We start from the raw sequence: 18,914 nt of genomic DNA, 5'->3' as shown, positions 1-18,914 counted from the left end.
TTATTTCAGGCATTCATTTGATGAATTTAATGATGTCTCGGTGCCTGAAAGGCGTTAAGGCAGTTGTGTGGAGAAAAGCGTGGCCGGGCGACCACGCTGACAAGAATTATTTCTTACGGCCAGTAATGCGGCACCATTCTTCTTTTTCGACGACCGGGTCGAGAGTGAAAAGCTCGGCGTAAGCATCGCAGACGCTTTCCGCCTGGCTGGCGAGAATACCTGAAAGCCCCAGCAGACCGCCTTCAACGGGCAGTACGCTGATTAACGGGGCCAGTTCGCGTAATGGGCCTGCCAGGATGTTAGCGACGACCACGTCGGCTTTCATGGCTTCTGGCTGGTCTTTCGGCAGGTACAGCTCCAGCCGGTCAGACACGCCGTTGCGTTCAGCATTATCGCGACTGGCCTGAATAGCTTGCGGATCGATATCAATACCAATCGCCTTTGCCGCTCCCAGTTTCAGCGCGGCAATCGCCAGAATGCCTGAACCGCAGCCAAAGTCGATCACGGTTTTGCCGTTGAGATCGAGCCCGTCCAGCCATTGCAGACATAAAGAGGTGGTGGGGTGCGTACCCGTACCGAACGCCAGTCCCGGGTCGAGCATCACGTTGACGGCATTCTCGTCCGGAATGTCACGCCAGCTGGGACAAATCCACAGACGCTCGCCAAAACGCATCGGATGGAAATTATCCATCCATTCGCGTTCCCAGTCTTTATCTTCCAGTTGTTCGATTTTATGGGCAAATCCGGCACCCAGCAGCGGATGTTGCTCCAGAATCGCGACAACGTCTTTCATGTCGGTTTCGGCGTCGAACAGACCGATCACATCGGTATCGCCCCACAGACGGGTTTCGCCCGGCAACGGCTCAAAAACCGGCGTATCGTGCGTATCCTGAAAGGTAATGGAAACGGCGCCCGCTTCCATCAGCGCATCACTCAGCTCTTCAGCATTCGCGCCGGTGGTATTCAGTTTCAATTGGATCCATGGCATGGCAAAACTCTTTATTTATCAGTAGACAATACGGTGGCTTGCGAAGCGGAAGAGCCGAATCGGTTTCCGATCAGAAAAGCCAATAAACTTAACAGTAACGCGGGCACAATCGGATGAAAGCCCAGGTACTGAATATTAAATGTGGCAAGCAGGGCATATAGCACGCCGCCCACGATCATGGCGCTTAATGCGCCTGCCGCGTTTGCCCGCTCCCAGTAAAGGCCCAATACCAGCGGCCATAAGAACACCGCTTCCAGGCCGCCAAACGCCAGCAGGTTGAGCCAAATGATCATCTCTGGCGGTTTCCATGCGGCCAGCAGCAACAGCGCGCCTAGCAGTAATGTAATCGCTGCCGACATACGCTTCAGCCGGATCTCATTTTGCATCTGATCGGGGCGCAGGTTGAGATAGAGATCTTTAATGATCGTCGCGGAACTTTGCAGCAGTTGGGCGTTAATTGTTGACATGATCGCCGCCATTGGCGCAGCGAGGAAGATCCCGGCAGCAAACGGCGGCAAAACTTTCACCATTAGCGTTGGGATCACCAGATCCGGCACCGTCAGATCCGGAAGCACCGCGCGACCCAGCGCGCCGGCAAGGTGCATCCCGAACATTAAAATCGCCACGACAATCGTACCGATAATAATGCCCCGGTGTACCGCTTTACTGTCTTTATAGGAGATGCAGCGCACCGCCGTATGCGGCAGGCCAATCACACCAAAACAGACCAGTACCCAAAAAGAGGTCATAAAGGCGGGAGAAAGTATGTCATCGGCGCCCTGCGGCGTTACCAGTTTGGGGTCGAGAGCGTGCAGCGTGTCAACGGCCTGACTTAGACCGCCCGCCGCATGGATCACGCCCACCAGCAGCACTATCGTGCCGACCAGCATCACCAGGCCCTGTAGCGTATCGTTAAGTACGCTGGCGCGAAAGCCGCCAAACGCCGTATAGAGTGCGATACTGACGCCAAATATTAGCAGGCCGGTTTCGTAGGGAATTCCCGCCGCGGTTTCCAGCAGTCGCGCGCCGCCGATAAATTGTACGGTCATTGCGCCAATAAACGCGACCAATAAACTCAGGCTTGCCAACCACACCAGCAGGCGGCTTTGGTAACGCGCGAATAGCATATCGTTAAGCGTGACGGCATTATAGCGACGCGCCAGGATAGCGAATTTTTTACCCAGAATACCCAGTGAAAGCCAGACGGCGGGAAGCTGGATCATCGCCAGCAAGACCCAGCCCAGACCGTATTTATAAGCCGCGCCGGGACCGCTGATAAATGAACTGGCGCTAATATAGGTGGCGGTAAGCGTCATCGCGAGCACGATCCCGCCCATCGAACGGCTGCCAAGAAAATATTCGTTTAAAAAAGTGCCGGCGGTACGCTTGCGCATAGCGTAAATCGAGACCCCGAAGACCACGACCAGATAGGCTACCAGCGGTAGAATGACCTCAAGCTGCATCGTCATCCTCCAGCGAAATATCGCGATAAATGAATTTCACCATCGCCCAGCACAGCAAAATAAAGACCAGCGGCGTCAATAAGCAGGCCATCTCGAACCAGTGCGGCAGACCGGTAATTCCCGGCGAGTCTCCAGGTAAGTAAGCAGCCACTAACCATGCCGCCAGATAGCAAAGGGTCAGCCACAGCGCCCAGCGCGCCTCTTTATGGGCCTGAACAAAACGAGCGTCCATTTTTTGTCCCTTATGGGTGAAGAAAGCGGGAATTGTACATGATGGGGCATCGCTATCCCCAGAAATAAAAAAGGCCGGATTCACCGGCCTTTTGAGATTAACGTGCGATTACTTTTCCTGAAGACCGAGTTTTTTCTCCAGATAGTGGATGTTGGTTCCACCGTGCTGGAAGTGCTCGTCATTCATGATGCGGGTCTGCAGATCGATATTGGTTTTGATACCATCGATAATCAGTTCCTGCAGGGCATTTTTCATACGGGCAATCGCCACGTCGCGGTTTTCACCGTAGCAGATGAGTTTGCCGATCATGGAATCATAGTACGGCGGCACCGTGTAGCCCGCGTAGATATGAGATTCCCAGCGAACGCCAAAGCCGCCAGGCGCATGGAAGCGCGTGATTTTGCCTGGGCTTGGCAGGAAGGTGTTCGGATCTTCGGCATTGATACGGCATTCTACCGCATGGCCTCGAACGACAACTTCGTCCTGTGTGATCGACAGCGGCTGACCCGCCGCGATGCGCAACTGCTCTTTGATCAAATCGACGCCGGTAATCATTTCAGTCACCGGGTGTTCAACCTGAATACGGGTGTTCATTTCGATGAAATAGAACTCGCCGTTTTCGAACAGGAATTCGAACGTCCCTGCGCCGCGATAGCCGATGTCTACGCACGCTTTCGCGCAGCGTTCGCCGATATAGCGACGCAGTTCCGGCGTAATGCCTAGCGCCGGGGCTTCTTCAACCACTTTCTGGTGGCGACGCTGCATGGAACAGTCGCGTTCCGCCAGATAGATAGCGTTGCCCTGGCCGTCCGCCAGCACCTGAATTTCGATGTGGCGTGGATTTTCCAGGTATTTTTCCATGTATACCATGTCGTTGCTGAAAGCCGCTTTCGCTTCCGCTTTGGTCATGGAGATGGACTGCGCCAGTTCAGCATCGCTACGAACCACGCGCATACCGCGGCCGCCGCCGCCGCCGGACGCTTTGATGATCACCGGATAGCCAATACGTTTGGCATGAGCGCGGTTCGCATTCATATCGTCGCCCAGCGGGCCGTCAGATCCTGGTACGGTCGGCACGCCCGCTTTTTTCATCGCGGTAATCGCGGACACTTTATCGCCCATCAGGCGGATGGTGTCCGCTTTCGGGCCGATAAAGATAAAGCCGGAGCGTTCAACCTGCTCGGCAAAATTGGCGTTCTCAGAAAGGAAGCCGTAACCCGGGTGGATTGCCACCGCGCCGGTGATTTCAGCGGCGCTAATGATAGCCGGGATGTTCAGATAACTTTTTACGGACGGTGCCGGGCCAATACAGACCGTCTCATCCGCCAGCAATACGTGTTTTAAATCGCGATCCGCGCTTGAGTGCACAGCGACGGTCTTGATGCCGAGTTCTTTACAGGCTCGAAGAATACGTAGTGCGATCTCGCCGCGGTTGGCGATGACAATTTTATCCAACATGTTCGCCTCGTTACTCGATGACGACCAGTGGCTCGTCAAATTCTACCGGTTGACCACTTTCGACCAGAATCGCTTTCACAGTACCTGCTTTGTCAGCTTCGATCTGGTTCATCATTTTCATGGCTTCAACGATGCACAGGGTATCGCCCACGTTCACTTTCTGGCCCACTTCGATGAACGCTTTCGCGTCCGGGCTTGGGGTGCGGTAGAAAGTACCAACCATTGGGGAGCGTACGATGTGACCACTGATTTCCGCTGCGGCAGGCGCTTCCATTGCTGGAGTAGCCGCTGGCGCGACAGCGTTAGACAGAGCGGGTTGCTGCATCATCGGCGCCGCATAAGCCTGCTGCATCACCGGAAAACCGGCGTTTGCCGTTGTGCGGCTGATGCGAACAGATTCTTCGCCTTCAGAAATTTCCAGTTCGGAGATACCTGATTCTTCAACCAGCTCGATCAGTTTTTTAATCTTACGAATATCCATGAGTGGGTTCCGTACTCTTTGTTTAGTGTGATTGTGACAGGCGTTTTAGCGCCGTCTGTAAAGCATGTGAATGACTGCCGCGGGTAAAATACCGCGCATCTTTGATTTGCCTGTTATGCCGTAGCACCCGAAGGTGAAATTCATGATTTGCCAGTCATTGTGTGGCTATCTTCTGCCATTTTCGGGCAAAAAACAAAATATACCTTCATTGCTCGATTGTCACCCTTTCTGCGAACGAAAATCGCCGTTGGGGAATGTAAAGTCGCACATTATAACTATTTCGTCGCAATTGGCAGCTAAATACTGGTCTTATCAGGGAAGATAATCAACCCGAAACATAAAAAGGACATTACCTGTTTTGCGTTTTGCAATCGACCGCACAGTTCACCAAACTAGCGCCACCACTGGCGAAACTTCCGGTAACGCAACGCTAAAAGGGCTAACGCTAATGCCGCGTAGATGACCGGTTGCGGTGATAAAATCTTTACCGACCACAGGTAATGTATGGGAGCCAGGATCGCGACAAGATAGACGACGTTATGCAGTGTTTGCCAGCGTTTGCCCAATTTACGCTGCGCAAATTGCGTTGAGGTCAACGTCAGCGCCAATAACACCAGCCAGCTAATGATCCCAAGCGTCAAATAAGGGCGTGAAATCAACTCGCTTCCTAACAACGCCAGGTTATGTATCCCCAGTTCCAGTAAGGCATAGCTGGTTAAATGCAGCGTAGCCCAAACGAAACACCATAACCCCAACAGGCGGCGTGTGCGTATCAATAATGGCTGTTTAGCGTAGCGCGCCAGCGGTGAAACCAGCAAGGTGGCGAGCAAAAATTTGAGCGCGGTTCTGCCGGTAAAGTGTTGGATATCCTTTACCGGGTCTGCGCTGAGTCCACCGTGATTTATCGCCCAAAAGAGCCACAGAAGCGGCAAAAAACCGGCAAGATGCAGACAAACTTTTAGCCAGGTTATCTGTTTTGCTGTCAGACGCACTTAAAAATTCTCCCGCAAATTGAGACCGCGATACAGCGAAGCGACTTCATTGGCATAGCCGTTAAACAGCAGCGTCGGCTGCCTTTGCACATCGAGGATACCGCCTGAACCAATAAAGCGTTCGGTAGCCTGAGACCAGCGTGGATGATCCACATGCGGGTTCACATTGGCGTAAAAACCATATTCGTTGGGAGCCGACAAATTCCAGGTGGTTAGCGGACGTTCGCGGGTGAGTTTAATGCTGACAATAGATTTAATACCTTTAAAACCATACTTCCATGGAACGATGAGTCGAATGGGCGCGCCGTTTTGCGGGGGTAACGCCTTACCATAGACGCCAACGGTCATCAGAGTCAGCGGATGCATGGCTTCGTCCAGACGTAGCCCTTCGACATAAGGGTATTTCAGTCCGCCGCCAATAAAACGATCTTTCTGTCCTGGCATATCATCCGGCGCGTATAGCGTTTCGAATGCCACATATTTAGCGTGGCTGGTGGGCTGTGCCTGCGCGAGTAGCTTATATAAAGGGAAACCAATCCACGGCACGACCATGGACCACGCTTCGACGCAGCGCATTCGATAGATACGCTCTTCTAATGGGAAACGATGTGTTAAATCGTCATAATCCAGCGTAAATGGCTTCGCGACTTCCCCGCTGATTTTCAACGTCCACGGTTCGGTTTTCAGACTTCCGGCATTGGCCGCTGGGTCGGCTTTATCAAGGCCAAACTCATAGAAATTGTTGTAGCCCGTCACCTTATCTTCCGGCGTTAACGCTAAATCGCTTCGCCAGGCGGCAGGCTGACTAAACTCAAGCGGTTTACCGGCAGGCGCTTTCGGACGATCGTTGCCTTTAAACCAACTGAAGAGATCGGCCTGCGCCGTTGAGGGTAAGGATAAGGCGGCCGCGCTGATGCCTAATGCTTTTAGCACCTGTCGGCGCTGCATAAAAAAAGCCGATTCCGCAGTCACATCGGCTTCTGTTAATGGACGTATCTTTTTCATCACAGACTCCCGGTCTACCCACCACAACATGGCGTGTAGTGAATATGACAGGGAGTGTGTCAATGTGTAAAAATAAATAGTTAATTAAGTGTAAATTTTTTTATACGTGACGTTATTTTATCTTCACCAGCGTACGGCCCTGAACCTGATTATTGATGATGGCATCGGCGAACTTCGGCGCATCCGCCAGCGTAATCTCTGTGGCGGCCTGAGCATAGAACGATTCCGGCAGATCCTTAACCAAACGCGCCCAGGCTTCTGCGCGACGTGCCGGTGGGGTCATCACCGAGTCCACCCCTTGCAAACGCACATTACGCAGAATGAATGGCATAACGGTGGTCGGCAGCGCGAAGCCGCCCGCCAGGCCGCAGGCGGCCACGCAACCGCCATAGTTCATCTGTGCCAGCACTTTCGCCAGCACTTTATCGCCAACGGTATCAATTGCACCGGCCCATAGCTGTTTTTCCAACGGGCGAGATTCAGCAAACTCATCGCGGCTGAGAATACGGTTAGCTCCCAGGCTCTTAAGATAGCCGTAGGTGCTTTCACGTCCTGATACTGCTGCAACCTGATAGCCCAGCTTATGCAGTAATGCAACGGCAGTGCTGCCCACGCCGCCGCTGGCACCGGTGACGACAACCTCACCGTCTTGCGGGCGAATACCTGCATCTTCAAGCGCCATGACGCACAGCATGGCGGTAAAACCGGCGGTGCCGATGATCATGGCGTTACGGCTGCTCAGTCCCGCAGGCAGCGCGACCAGCCAGTCGCCTTTAACGCGTGCGCGTTCGGCCAGGCCGCCCCAGTGGTTTTCGCCCACGCCCCAGCCAGTCAGTAGTACTTCCTGGCCTGCATGAAAGCGAGGATCTTCGCTTGCGTGAACGGTGCCGGCGAAATCAATACCAGGAATCATCGGAAAATGACGGATAATTTTCCCTTTTCCGGTGATAGCCAGAGCATCTTTATAATTCAGGCTGGACCAGTGGACATCCACCGTCACATCACCTGCCGGCAGTTGACTCTCTTCGAGATGTTGCACGGATGCGAGGGTTTTACCGTCCTGCTGTTCTAAGATCAACGCCTGCATAACCTGTCCTCACTTTACATGGTAGATTGGAAAAATAGCTACGAAGACTATACTCGCTAATTAAAACGTGATGCCGATGCAACGCAATAAATTGCCAGATAGATCCATTTTGGTAGTATGCCTGCTTCATTGCGCGCCGTGGCGAATTCCGCCTTCAGATTCGCTTTTTCATACTGTTTATAACCGTCGGAGTTAACTCAAGGATGCGATTAACGACGAAATTCTCAGCTTTTATCACGCTGCTCACGGGGTTAACGATCTTCGTGACTCTGATAGGTTGCTCGCTAAGCTTTTATAACTCCGTACAGTATAAGTATGTCAGCCGTGTGCAGGCGACGGCGACAGCCATTGATACGCACCTGGTGACCCATGATATTGTCTCGCTGACGCCGCAAATCGACGAACTCATGATCGCTTCCGATATTGTGCGTGTCGATCTGTTGCAGGGGGAGCGCAGCGTCTACAGCCATTCTCGTGCCAGAGGTTATCGGCCAGCCGGCACCAGCGACATGTATCGCGAGCTGGTCGTACCGCTGATAAAACATCCAGGAATGTCGCTACGTCTGGCTTATCAGGACCCGATGGGTAACTATTTTCACTCACTGATCACCACGGCGCCGCTAACGCTGGCGATCGGTTTTATCGTTCTGATTTTGTTTTTATCGGTGCGCTGGCTGCAGCGGCAGCTTTCCGGGCAGGAGCTTCTGGAAATTCGCTCAACGCGTATTCTGAACGGCGAACGCGGGGCGAATGTCCGCGGTTCTGTTTACGAATGGCCAGCGCGCACCAGTAGCGCGCTTGATGTATTGCTTTCCGAAATTCAGTTTGCTCACGAACAGCGTAGCCGCCTGGACACCCTCATTCGCTCCTACGCCGCGCAAGACACCAAAACCGGACTCGGTAACCGTCTGTTCTTTGATAACCAACTGGCGACGCTGCTGGAAGATCAGGAAAAAGTGGGAGTGCATGGCGTGGTGATGATGATCCGCTTGCCAGACTTCAATCTTCTGCGCGACAGCCTGGGAGGCAATCAGGCGGAAGAGCAGATGTTTATGCTTATCAATCTGCTATCGACATTTATTATGCGTTACCCAGGCTCGCTGCTGGCGCGTTATCACCGCAGCGACTTTGCCGTGCTGCTACCGCATCGAACGCTGAAAGAAGCGGAAAGTATTGCCGGACAACTTTTAAAAGCTGTCGATGCGCTACCGGCTAACAAAATGCTTGATCGTGACGATATGGTACATATCGGCATTTGCGCCTGGCGCAGCGGACAGTCCACCGAGCAGGTGATGGAACATGCTGAAGCCGCGGCGCGGAACGCCGCCCTGCAGGGGGGAAATAGCTGGGCTATCTACGACGACACGCTGCCGGAAAAAGGGCGCGGCAATGTGCGCTGGCGCACATTGATTGAGCAGATGCTGAACCGGGGCGGACCGCGACTTTATCAAAAACCGGCGGTCACGCGAGAAGGTCGCGTACATCATCGGGAATTGATGTGTCGCATCTATGACGGTAAAGAAGAGGTGAGCTCGGCGGAGTATATGCCGATGGTGTTGCAATTTGGTTTATCGGAAGAGTATGACAGATTACAAATTAGCCGCCTGATTACGTTGCTGGGCTACTGGCCGGATGAAAATCTGGCAATGCAGTTGACGGTCGAGTCGCTGATTCGTCCGCGTTTTCAGCGCTGGTTGCGCGATACGTTAATGCAGTGTGAAAAATCACAGCGAAATCGCATAATTATTGAACTTGCGGAGGCAGATGTTTGTCAACACATCTGTCGGTTACAACCCATCCTTCGCTTAGTCAATGCGCTTGGCGTTCGGGTGGCGGTGACACAGGCGGGTTTGACGCTGGTTAGCACGAGCTGGATTAAAGCGCTCAATGTGGAATTACTCAAGCTGCATCCGAGTCTGGTCAGAAACATTGAGAAGCGAACGGAAAACCAGCTTCTGGTTCAAAGTCTGGTAGAGGCCTGCGCGGGTACGCCTACGCAGGTTTACGCGACGGGCGTCCGTTCGCGCGGCGAGTGGCAGACGCTGACAAAACGCGGCGTGGCTGGCGGGCAGGGTGATTTTTTTGCCTCCTCCCAACTACTTGACACAAACGTGAAAAAATATTCGCAAAGATACTCGGTTTAACCTGCCGTTTAATTTGTTTTCACGTAGAATAACGCGCGCTGCGCCTCATGGGGGTGTGCTTGTCTGCTCGCCAGATTGTTGCAGCAAATATGCAGGTGAATGACCTTTGACAGGTTGCAAACGAAGGCGAGGATTGCTGCTGATTTTTTCAGCCCTGAGGGACTCAGGCCGAGATTTGTAACAAAGGAAACGAACTGCACTAATTTTCACCGTAGCAGATGATTTTTGCGCCTTGTCGCTGCTGCGTGTGGTTGGTAAAGTAAGCGGATTTTGTTTTCCGCCCCAGCTTTCAGGATTATCCCTTAGTATGTTGAAAAAATTTCGTGGCATGTTTTCCAATGACCTGTCCATTGACCTGGGTACCGCGAATACCCTCATTTATGTAAAAGGACAAGGCATCGTATTGAATGAGCCTTCCGTTGTGGCCATTCGTCAGGATCGTGCCGGTTCGCCGAAAAGCGTGGCTGCAGTCGGTCATGATGCGAAGCAGATGCTGGGCCGTACGCCGGGCAATATCGCTGCGATCCGTCCGATGAAAGACGGCGTTATCGCTGACTTCTTCGTGACTGAAAAAATGCTCCAGCACTTTATTAAACAAGTGCACAGCAACAGCTTTATGCGCCCAAGCCCGCGCGTACTGGTATGCGTGCCGGTCGGCGCGACGCAGGTAGAACGCCGCGCAATTCGTGAATCCGCTCAGGGCGCAGGCGCCCGTGAAGTCTTTTTGATCGAAGAGCCGATGGCGGCCGCGATCGGCGCAGGTCTGCCAGTTTCTGAAGCAACCGGTTCAATGGTTGTGGATATCGGTGGTGGTACCACTGAAGTTGCCGTTATCTCCCTGAACGGCGTGGTTTACTCTTCTTCTGTCCGTATTGGTGGTGATCGCTTCGACGAAGCCATCATTAATTACGTTCGTCGTAACTACGGTTCTCTGATCGGTGAAGCCACCGCAGAACGTATTAAACACGAAATCGGTTCCGCTTATCCGGGCGACGAAGTCCGCGAGATCGAAGTGCGTGGCCGTAACCTGGCGGAAGGCGTTCCACGCGGCTTTACCCTGAACTCAAACGAGATTCTGGAAGCGTTGCAGGAACCGTTGACCGGTATCGTCAGCGCGGTAATGGTGGCGCTGGAACAGTGTCCGCCGGAGCTGGCGTCAGACATCTCCGAGCGCGGTATGGTGCTCACCGGCGGCGGCGCGCTGTTGCGTAACCTTGACCGTCTGTTAATGGAAGAGACGGGCATTCCTGTCGTGGTTGCTGAAGATCCGCTGACCTGTGTGGCGCGCGGCGGCGGCAAGGCGCTGGAAATGATCGATATGCACGGCGGCGACCTGTTCAGCGAAGAGTAGTTGGATACGGGCAGGATTATCCCTGGATTGTCCTGCCTCTCCGACGCGAGAATACGCATAGCCTATGAAGCCAATTTTTAGCCGTGGCCCGTCGCTACAGATTCGCCTTATTCTGGCGGTGCTGGTGGCGCTCGGCGTTATCATTGCCGACAGCCGCCTGGGGACGTTCAGTCAAATCCGAACGTACATGGACACTGCCGTCAGTCCTTTCTATTTTATTTCAAACGGCCCTCGTGAACTGCTCGACAGCGTGTCGCAAACGCTGGCTTCTCGCGACCAGCTTGAGCTGGAAAATCGGGCGCTGCGCCAGGAATTACTGCTAAAAAACAGCGACCTGCTGATGCTGGGGCAGTACAAACAGGAGAACGCGCGGTTGCGCGAGCTGCTGGGGTCGCCGCTGCGTCAGGACGAGCAGAAAATGGTGACTCAGGTTATTTCAACGGTTAACGATCCTTACAGCGATCAGGTCGTTATCGATAAAGGCAGCGTTAATGGCGTATATGAAGGTCAACCGGTCATTAGCGACAAAGGCGTCGTAGGGCAGGTTGTCGCCGTGGCGAAACTGACCAGTCGCGTACTGCTGATTTGCGATGCGACTCATGCGCTGCCGATTCAGGTACTGCGCAATGACATCCGCGTGATTGCCGCCGGTAACGGCTGCACTGACGATCTTCAGCTTGAACATCTGCCCGCCAATACCGATATTCGCGTTGGCGATGTGCTGGTAACGTCCGGACTTGGTGGGCGTTTCCCGGAAGGGTATCCGGTGGCGGTGGTCTCCTCCGTCAAGCTGGACACTCAGCGCGCCTATACCGTCATTCAGGCACGTCCAACCGCGGGTTTGCAGCGTTTACGCTATCTGCTGCTGTTGTGGGGAGCCGATCGTAACGGCGCCAATCCGATGACGCCGGAAGAGGTTCACCGCGTCGCCAATGAGCGCCTGATGCAGATGATGCCGCAGGTGTTGCCTTCTCCGGATGCGATGGGGCCGCCGGCGCCAGTGCCGGACCCGGCGACGGGGATTACTCAGCCATCTGCGGGCCAGACGGCGCCGGTATCAACGCAACCATCGCCTTCGGGCGCGACCACGCCGCCTGCGCGTGCGCCGGGAGGGTAATGGTGGCGAGCTATCGTAGCCAGGGGCGCTGGGTTATCTGGCTCTCGTTTCTTATTGCGCTGTTGCTGCAAATCATGCCCTGGCCGGACGACATCATTGTTTTCCGGCCAAACTGGGCTTTGCTCATCTTACTGTACTGGATTCTGGCCCTGCCGCACCGCGTAAATGTGGGGACGGGATTTGTGATGGGTGCCATACTTGATCTCATCAGCGGTTCCACACTTGGCGTGCGCGCTCTGTCGATGAGTATTGTCGCCTATCTGGTCGCTCTGAAATTCCAGCTCTTCCGTAACCTGGCGCTCTGGCAGCAGGCGCTGGTGGTAATGTTGCTTTCACTGGCCGTGGACATTATTGTTTTCTGGGCCGAGTTTTTAGTGATCAACGTCTCTTTCAGACCGGAAGTGTTCTGGAGTAGTGTAGTCAATGGCGTGCTGTGGCCCTGGCTCTTTTTGCTGATGCGTAAAGTACGCCAGCAGTTTGCTGTGCAATAAAGGTCGATATGACAACTCTGTATCTTGCTTCCGGTTCCCCGCGTCGCCAGGAATTATTGACTCAACTTGGATTTTCATTCGAGCAGGTCGTGCCTGGTATTGAAGAGCAACGGCGTGCTCAGGAAAGCGCGCAGCAGTATGTTGTTCGGCTGGCACGCGAAAAGGCGCAGGCTGGCGTGGCGCTGGTTCCCCGTGATCTGCCGGTGTTGGGCGCGGATACGATAGTCGTGTTAAACGGCGAGGTGCTGGAAAAGCCGTGCGACGCCGCTCATGCCGCAGAAATGCTGCGTTTGCTTTCCGGAAATACGCATCAGGTGATGACTGCTGTTGCGCTTGCGGACTCGCAGCAGACGCTGGATTGTGTGGTGGTAACGGAGGTGACTTTCCGCACGCTTTCTGCGCAGGATATTACTGGCTATGTCGCCAGCGGCGAGCCTTTAGATAAAGCAGGTGCATACGGTATTCAGGGGCGGGGTGGCTGTTTTGTCAGGAAGATAAATGGCAGCTATCACGCCGTGGTCGGCTTACCGCTGGTTGAAACGTATGAGTTGTTGAGTCATTTTAACGCACTGCGTGATAAAAGGGATAAACATGACGGCTGAATTGTTGGTAAACGTAACGCCATCGGAAACGCGCGTGGCGTACATTGATGGCGGTATTCTTCAGGAAATCCATATTGAGCGCGAAGCGCGACGCGGAATCGTAGGCAATATCTACAAAGGTCGTGTAAGTCGTGTACTTCCAGGTATGCAGGCGGCTTTTGTAGATATTGGGCTGGATAAAGCCGCATTTCTTCACGCTTCCGACATTATGCCGCATACCGAATGCGTGGCGGGCGACGAGCAAAAACAGTTTACCGTGCGCGATATCTCCGAACTGGTGCGTCAGGGACAGGATCTGATGGTGCAGGTAGTGAAAGATCCGCTCGGCACGAAAGGCGCGCGTTTGACCACGGACATCACGTTGCCCTCCCGTTACCTTGTTTTTATGCCCGGCGCGTCACACGTTGGCGTTTCCCAGCGTATCGAAAGCGAAAGTGAACGCGAGCGCCTGAAAAAGGTGGTGGCGGAATACTGCGACGAACAGGGCGGGTTTATTATCCGCACCGCGGCGGAAGGCGTGTGTGAAGAGGATCTCGCGTCTGACGCCGCCTATCTCAAGCGCGTCTGGACGAAAGTCATGGAGCGCAAAAAGCGTCCGCAAACGCGCTACCAGATGTATGGCGAACTGGCGCTGGCGCAGCGCGTGCTGCGCGATTTCGCCGATGCGCAGTTGGACCGAATTCGCGTCGACTCACGTCTGACCTATGAGTCGCTGCTGGAGTTTACCGCAGAATACATCCCGGAAATGACCAGTAAGCTGGAGCATTACAGTGGCCATCAGCCGATCTTCGATCTTTATGACGTGGAAAATGAGATCCAGCGCGCGCTGGAGCGTAAGGTTGAACTCAAGTCTGGCGGTTATCTGATTATCGACCAAACCGAAGCGATGACGACGGTAGATATCAATACCGGCGCGTTTGTCGGACACCGTAATCTCGACGACACCATTTTTAATACCAATATTGAAGCGACTCAGGCCATTGCCCGCCAGCTACGCCTGCGTAATCTGGGCGGCATTATCATTATCGATTTTATCGACATGAATAATGAAGATCATCGCCGCCGGGTGCTGCATTCGCTGGAACAGGCGTTAAGTAAGGATCGCGTGAAAACCAGTATTAACGGTTTTTCGCCGCTGGGGCTGGTGGAAATGACCCGTAAACGGACCCGTGAAAGCGTGGAACATGTGCTTTGTAACGAGTGTCCAACCTGTCATGGCCGCGGGACGGTAAAAACGGTGGAAACCGTCTGTTATGAGATCATGCGTGAAATTGTACGTGTTCATCACGCTTATGACTCCGATCGCTTCCTGGTTTATGCTTCTCCTGCGGTGGCGGAAGCGCTGAAAGGCGAAGAATCACACGCGCTGGCGGAAGTCGAAATCTTTGTCGGCAAACAGGTTAAAGTTCAGGTCGAACCGCTTTATAACCAGGAGCAGTTTGACGTCGTAATGATGTAATTGAGTAGTAGCACCAGCGCATGTAGGCCGGATAAGGCGCAAGCGCCGCCATCCGGCAATATACCCTCAACGGGTGTGAGTCGTATTTTTTGGCAGACAAGGAGAGACGCGTGAGGCGATTGCCGGGGATTTTATTGCTCACTGGAGCCGCGCTCATCGTCATTGCAGCGCTGCTGGTTAGCGGGCTGCGCCTGGCGTTGCCTCATCTTGACGCCTGGCGTCCAGCTATCCTGAATAAAATTGAGTCCGTGACCGGCGTGCCGGTGGCCGCCAGCCAACTCTCCGCAAGCTGGCAAAATTTTGGCCCTACGCTGGAAGCGCATAATATTCATGCCGCCCTGAAAGATGGCGGCGAGCTGTCGATAAAACGCGTTACGCTGGCGCTGGACGTCTGGCAAAGCCTGTTGCATATGCGCTGGCAGTTTCGCGACCTGACCTTCTGGCAACTCAATTTCCGCACCAACACGCCTCTTCAAAGCAGCGACGGCAAAGGCATCGAAACCAGCCGTTTAAGCGATCTTTTCCTGCGTCAGTTCGATCATTTCGATCTGCGCGATAGCCAAATCAGTTTTCTGACGCTTTCCGGACAACGCGCGGAGCTGGCGATCCCACAGCTTACCTGGCTAAACGGCAAAGAGCGGCACCGCGCCGAAGGCGAGGTCAGCCTCTCCAGCCTGACCGGGCAGCACGGCGTGATGCAGGTGCGGATGGATTTACGCGATGACGACGGTTTGCTGAATAACGGCAGAGTCTGGTTACAGGCCGACGATATTGACGTCAAGCCGTGGCTGGGCAAATGGATGCAGGATAATGTGGCGCTCCAGACGGCGCGTTTCAGTCTGGAAGGCTGGATGACGCTCAGTAAAGGCGAAATCGCCGGAGGAGACGTCTGGCTGAAACAGGGCGGCGCAAGCTGGCTGGGCGATAACACGACGCACACGCTGTCTGTCGATAACCTGACGGCGCAGATTAGCCGCGAGCAGCCGGGCTGGCAGTTTTATATTCCGGACACACGGATTACGCTTGATGGTAAACCCTGGCCGAGCGGAGCCTTAACCGTGGCCTGGCTCCCGCAGCAGGACGTCGGCGGCGAGAATCACACACGTAGCGATGAGCTACGCATTCGCGCCAGTAATCTTGAACTGGCGGGGCTGGAAGCATTACGTCCGCTGGCGGCTAAACTGTCGCCTGTGCTGGGCGAAATATGGCAGGCTACGCAGCCGAGCGGAAAGATCGCCACACTGGCGCTGGATATTCCGCTACAGGCGACCGAAAAAACGCGTTTTCAGGCATCGTGGGAAAATCTTGCCTGGAAACAGTGGAAGCTGTTGCCCGGCGCGGAACATTTTTCCGGTACGCTGGCGGGAAGCGTAGAAGACGGGCAGATGAAGGTTGCGATGCAGCAAGCTAAAATGCCCTATGAAACCGTTTTTCGCGCGCCGCTGGAAATTGAAAACGGCGTCGCGACGCTTAGCTGGTTGAAGAATGAGAACGGCTTTCAGCTTGATGGCCGCGACATTGACGTCAAAGCAAAGGCGGTACATGCGCGCGGCGGGTTCCGCTATCTGCAACCGACGGGCGACGAACCGTGGCTGGGTATTCTGGCCGGAATCAGTACCGATGATGGATCTCAGGCGTGGCGCTATTTTCCGGAAAACCTGATGGGCAAAGCGCTGGTCGATTACCTTAGCGGCGCGATTCAGGGCGGCGAGGCGGATAACGCCACGTTGGTTTACGGTGGTAACCCGCACCTCTTTCCCTATAAGCATAACGAAGGTCAGTTTGAAGTGCTGGTGCCGCTACGCAATGCGACGTTTGCCTTTCAACCCGACTGGCCGGCGCTAAAAAATCTCAACATTGAACTGGATTTCCTGAACGACGGTCTGTGGATGCGTTCGGATAGCGTCGATTTGGGCGGGGTGAAGGCCAGCAAACTCGCGGCGACGATTCCGGATTATTCCAAAGAGAAACTGCTCATTGATGCCGATATTAACGGGCCGGGAAAAGCCGTTGGGCCTTATTTTGACGAGACGCCGCTAAAAGACTCGCTTGGCTCGACGCTGGCGGAGCTCCAGTTAGATGGCGATGTGAATGCTCGCTTACATCTTGATATTCCGCTGGACGGAGAACAGGTTACCGCCGAGGGCGATGTCTCGTTGCGTAATAACAGTCTGTTTATTAAGCCGCTAAACAGCACGCTCAAAAATCTGAACGGTAAATTCAGCTTTGTGAATGGCGCGCTAAAAAGCGGGCCGCTGACGGCAAACTGGTTTAATCAGCCGCTTAACCTGGATTTCAGTACGACGGAAGGGGCAAAAGCCTATCAGGTCGCCGTCAACCTGAACGGTAACTGGCAACCAACGCGTATGGGCGTCTTACCGCCGCAACTGAATGACGCCCTGAGCGGCAGCGTGACGTGGAATGGTAAAGTCGGCATCGATCTTCCGTATCACGCTGACACCACTTATCACATCGAGCTGAACGGCGATCTGAGAAATGTGAGCAGTCACTTACCTTCTCCGCTAAATAAACCCGCAGGCGAAGCCATTCCGGTGAACATTCAGGCTGACGGCAACCTGAAAAGTTTTGCGCTAACGGGGAGCGCAGGGAGTAAAAATCACTTTAACAGCCGCTGGTTATTAAATCAGAAGCTGACGTTGGATCGGGCTATCTGGACGACGGACAGCCGGACGATTCCGCCATTACCTGCTCAACAAGGCGTTGAACTCAATCTGCCGGCGCTGGATGGCGCACAATGGCTGGCGTTATTCCAGAAAGGCGCGGCGGATAACGTGAGCAGTTCAGCCGAGTTTCCTCAACGCGTCACGTTGCGTACTCCCGCGCTATCGCTGGGTGGCCAGCAGTGGAACAATTTGAGCGTCGTTTCAGCCCCCTCGCTGAACGGAACAAAAATTGAAGCGCAGGGCCGTGAGGTGAACGCCACGCTGCTCATGCGCAACCATGCGCCGTGGCTGGCGAATATTAAGTACCTGTACTACAACCCTAGCGTCGCAAAAACGCACGCCTCGTCACCAACGCCGACATCGCCGTTGGCTTCGGCGAACACGATTAGCTTCCGCGGCTGGCCGGACTTACAGCTTCGCTGCGAAGAGTGCTGGCTGTGGGGGCAAAAATATGGGCGTATTGATGGCGATTTCGCCATCAAAGGCAATACGCTGACTCTGGCGAATGGCCTGATCGATACCGGATTCGCCCGTTTGAAAGCGAACGGCGAGTGGGTGAATGCGCCGGGTAATGAACGAACCTCGCTGAAAGGTAGTCTGCATGGTAGTAACCTCGACACGGCTGCCGGGTTCTTCGGTATCTCGACGCCAATCCAGAACGCGTCTTTTAACGTAGATTACGATCTGCACTGGCGAAACCCGCCCTGGCAACCTGAGGAAGCCACGCTCAACGGGATTTTACGTACGCGTCTGGGTAAAGGCGAGTTTACTGATCTCAGTAGCGGTCATGCCGGACAGTTACTGCGGCTGCTCAGTTTTGATGCGTTGCTGCGTAAGCTGCGGTTTGACTTCAGAGATACCTTTAGCGAGGGCTTCTATTTCGACTCTATTCATAGTACCGCGTGGATTAAAGATGGCGTCCTGCATACTGACGATACGCTGGTGGATGGGCTGGAAGCGGATATTGCAATGAAAGGTTCTGTTGATCTGGTGCGTCGTCGTCTTGATATGGAGGCCGTTGTCGCGCCGGAAATTTCCGCCACAGTGGGCGTCGCCGCCGCGTTTGCCGTTAACCCGATTGTCGGCGCGGCGGTATTTGCCGCCAGTAAAGTGTTGGGGCCGCTATGGAGCAAGGTCTCCATTTTGCGATATCGCATTACCGGTCCGGTCGATGCGCCGCAGATCAACGAAGTTCTGCGCCAACCGATAAAAGAAAGCCAGCAATGATTTGACGGGGGCGAGGAATTGCCCCACTCTCAGTAAATAGTCATGCCGGACGGCGCTGCGTTTATCCGGTTTGTACAATCTAACAACGTAGTCCGGATAAGGCGTGAACCGCCATCCGGCAGAAATCAACGAG

The 18,914-nt window shown here is 54.2% G+C and carries 15 protein-coding genes; 7 read left to right on the top strand and 8 right to left on the bottom strand.

Annotated features, from left to right (window positions below; all coding sequences use genetic code 11):
- Positions 1-106 precede the first annotated feature (106 nt).
- From prmA to ACQ29O_RS20770, 8 genes are all read right to left on the bottom strand, one after another.
- Complete coding sequence (gene prmA, locus ACQ29O_RS20805) at positions 107-988, bottom strand: 50S ribosomal protein L11 methyltransferase (RefSeq protein WP_001145849.1); 882 nt, start codon at positions 986-988, stop codon at positions 107-109.
- Positions 989-999: 11 nt separating this feature from the next.
- The gene (gene panF / locus ACQ29O_RS20800; protein ID WP_001175752.1) at positions 1,000-2,451 is read right to left on the bottom strand and encodes a sodium/pantothenate symporter; all 1,452 of its coding nucleotides are present in this window, start codon (positions 2,449-2,451) and stop codon (positions 1,000-1,002) included.
- A complete protein-coding gene (locus tag ACQ29O_RS20795) occupies positions 2,441-2,683 on the bottom strand; it encodes a YhdT family protein (protein ID WP_000340018.1) in 243 nt (80 codons plus the stop codon). Before ACQ29O_RS20795 ends, panF begins: the two co-directional genes overlap by 11 nt.
- A gap of 108 nt (positions 2,684-2,791) precedes the next feature.
- Positions 2,792-4,141, bottom strand: a complete 1,350-nt coding sequence (accC, locus tag ACQ29O_RS20790) for an acetyl-CoA carboxylase biotin carboxylase subunit (protein WP_079917369.1) — start codon at positions 4,139-4,141, stop codon at positions 2,792-2,794.
- 10 nt (positions 4,142-4,151) lie between these two features.
- Complete coding sequence (gene accB / locus ACQ29O_RS20785) at positions 4,152-4,622, bottom strand: acetyl-CoA carboxylase biotin carboxyl carrier protein (protein ID WP_000354626.1); 471 nt, start codon at positions 4,620-4,622, stop codon at positions 4,152-4,154.
- A 392-nt stretch (positions 4,623-5,014) separates the two neighbouring features.
- Positions 5,015-5,614, bottom strand: a complete 600-nt coding sequence (gene msrQ / locus ACQ29O_RS20780) for a protein-methionine-sulfoxide reductase heme-binding subunit MsrQ (RefSeq protein ID WP_001240053.1) — start codon at positions 5,612-5,614, stop codon at positions 5,015-5,017.
- Complete coding sequence (gene msrP / locus ACQ29O_RS20775; RefSeq protein ID WP_000723872.1) at positions 5,615-6,619, bottom strand: protein-methionine-sulfoxide reductase catalytic subunit MsrP; 1,005 nt, start codon at positions 6,617-6,619, stop codon at positions 5,615-5,617.
- Between the two features lie 112 nt (positions 6,620-6,731).
- Positions 6,732-7,706, bottom strand: coding sequence for an MDR family oxidoreductase (locus ACQ29O_RS20770; RefSeq protein WP_001148247.1), 975 nt, complete (start codon positions 7,704-7,706; stop codon positions 6,732-6,734).
- 203 nt (positions 7,707-7,909) lie between these two features.
- Here ACQ29O_RS20770 and csrD point away from each other — a divergent pair, with 203 nt between their 5' ends.
- The 7 genes from csrD to yhdP all read left to right on the top strand — a co-directional run bounded on the left by csrD (position 7,910) and on the right by yhdP (position 18,781).
- A complete protein-coding gene (gene csrD, locus ACQ29O_RS20765; protein ID WP_001241385.1) occupies positions 7,910-9,850 on the top strand; it encodes an RNase E specificity factor CsrD in 1,941 nt (646 codons plus the stop codon).
- A 307-nt stretch (positions 9,851-10,157) separates the two neighbouring features.
- A complete protein-coding gene (gene mreB, locus ACQ29O_RS20760) occupies positions 10,158-11,201 on the top strand; it encodes a rod shape-determining protein MreB (protein WP_000913396.1) in 1,044 nt (347 codons plus the stop codon).
- A gap of 64 nt (positions 11,202-11,265) precedes the next feature.
- Positions 11,266-12,318: a rod shape-determining protein MreC gene (gene mreC, locus ACQ29O_RS20755; RefSeq protein WP_000802538.1), complete on the top strand. Its 1,053-nt coding sequence runs from the start codon at positions 11,266-11,268 to the stop codon at positions 12,316-12,318.
- A 2-nt stretch (positions 12,319-12,320) separates the two neighbouring features.
- Entirely contained in the window at positions 12,321-12,809 is a 489-nt protein-coding gene (gene mreD, locus ACQ29O_RS20750) for a rod shape-determining protein MreD (protein WP_001747138.1), read from the top strand.
- An 8-nt stretch (positions 12,810-12,817) separates the two neighbouring features.
- Positions 12,818-13,411: a Maf family protein gene (locus ACQ29O_RS20745; protein ID WP_000210304.1), complete on the top strand. Its 594-nt coding sequence runs from the start codon at positions 12,818-12,820 to the stop codon at positions 13,409-13,411.
- Entirely contained in the window at positions 13,401-14,870 is a 1,470-nt protein-coding gene (rng, locus tag ACQ29O_RS20740; RefSeq protein ID WP_000123188.1) for a ribonuclease G, read from the top strand. The genes ACQ29O_RS20745 and rng overlap by 11 nt, the downstream gene beginning before the upstream one ends.
- Before the next feature lie 110 nt (positions 14,871-14,980).
- Positions 14,981-18,781 (top strand): AsmA2 domain-containing protein YhdP, encoded by a 3,801-nt coding sequence (yhdP, locus tag ACQ29O_RS20735; protein ID WP_020976782.1) that lies wholly within the window; start codon positions 14,981-14,983, stop codon positions 18,779-18,781.
- Positions 18,782-18,914 lie beyond the last annotated feature (133 nt).

The organism is Salmonella sp. GDC200615 (assembly GCF_050574145.1).
GTDB lineage: Bacteria > Pseudomonadota > Gammaproteobacteria > Enterobacterales > Enterobacteriaceae > Salmonella > Salmonella enterica.
The sequence above is the reverse complement of the archived record's forward strand: the minus strand, read 5'-3'. Positions and strand labels throughout refer to the sequence as shown.

Coding starts and splice junctions, on each gene's coding strand:
- prmA (WP_001145849.1), bottom strand. CDS start 988: ATGCCATGGATCCAATTGAAACTGAATACCACCGGCGCGAATGCTGAA.
- panF (WP_001175752.1), bottom strand. CDS start 2,451: ATGCAGCTTGAGGTCATTCTACCGCTGGTAGCCTATCTGGTCGTGGTC.
- ACQ29O_RS20795 (WP_000340018.1), bottom strand. CDS start 2,683: ATGGACGCTCGTTTTGTTCAGGCCCATAAAGAGGCGCGCTGGGCGCTG.
- accC (WP_079917369.1), bottom strand. CDS start 4,141: ATGTTGGATAAAATTGTCATCGCCAACCGCGGCGAGATCGCACTACGT.
- accB (WP_000354626.1), bottom strand. CDS start 4,622: ATGGATATTCGTAAGATTAAAAAACTGATCGAGCTGGTTGAAGAATCA.
- msrP (WP_000723872.1), bottom strand. CDS start 6,619: ATGAAAAAGATACGTCCATTAACAGAAGCCGATGTGACTGCGGAATCG.
- ACQ29O_RS20770 (WP_001148247.1), bottom strand. CDS start 7,706: ATGCAGGCGTTGATCTTAGAACAGCAGGACGGTAAAACCCTCGCATCC.
- csrD (WP_001241385.1), top strand. CDS start 7,910: ATGCGATTAACGACGAAATTCTCAGCTTTTATCACGCTGCTCACGGGG.
- mreB (WP_000913396.1), top strand. CDS start 10,158: ATGTTGAAAAAATTTCGTGGCATGTTTTCCAATGACCTGTCCATTGAC.
- mreC (WP_000802538.1), top strand. CDS start 11,266: ATGAAGCCAATTTTTAGCCGTGGCCCGTCGCTACAGATTCGCCTTATT.
- ACQ29O_RS20745 (WP_000210304.1), top strand. CDS start 12,818: ATGACAACTCTGTATCTTGCTTCCGGTTCCCCGCGTCGCCAGGAATTA.
- rng (WP_000123188.1), top strand. CDS start 13,401: ATGACGGCTGAATTGTTGGTAAACGTAACGCCATCGGAAACGCGCGTG.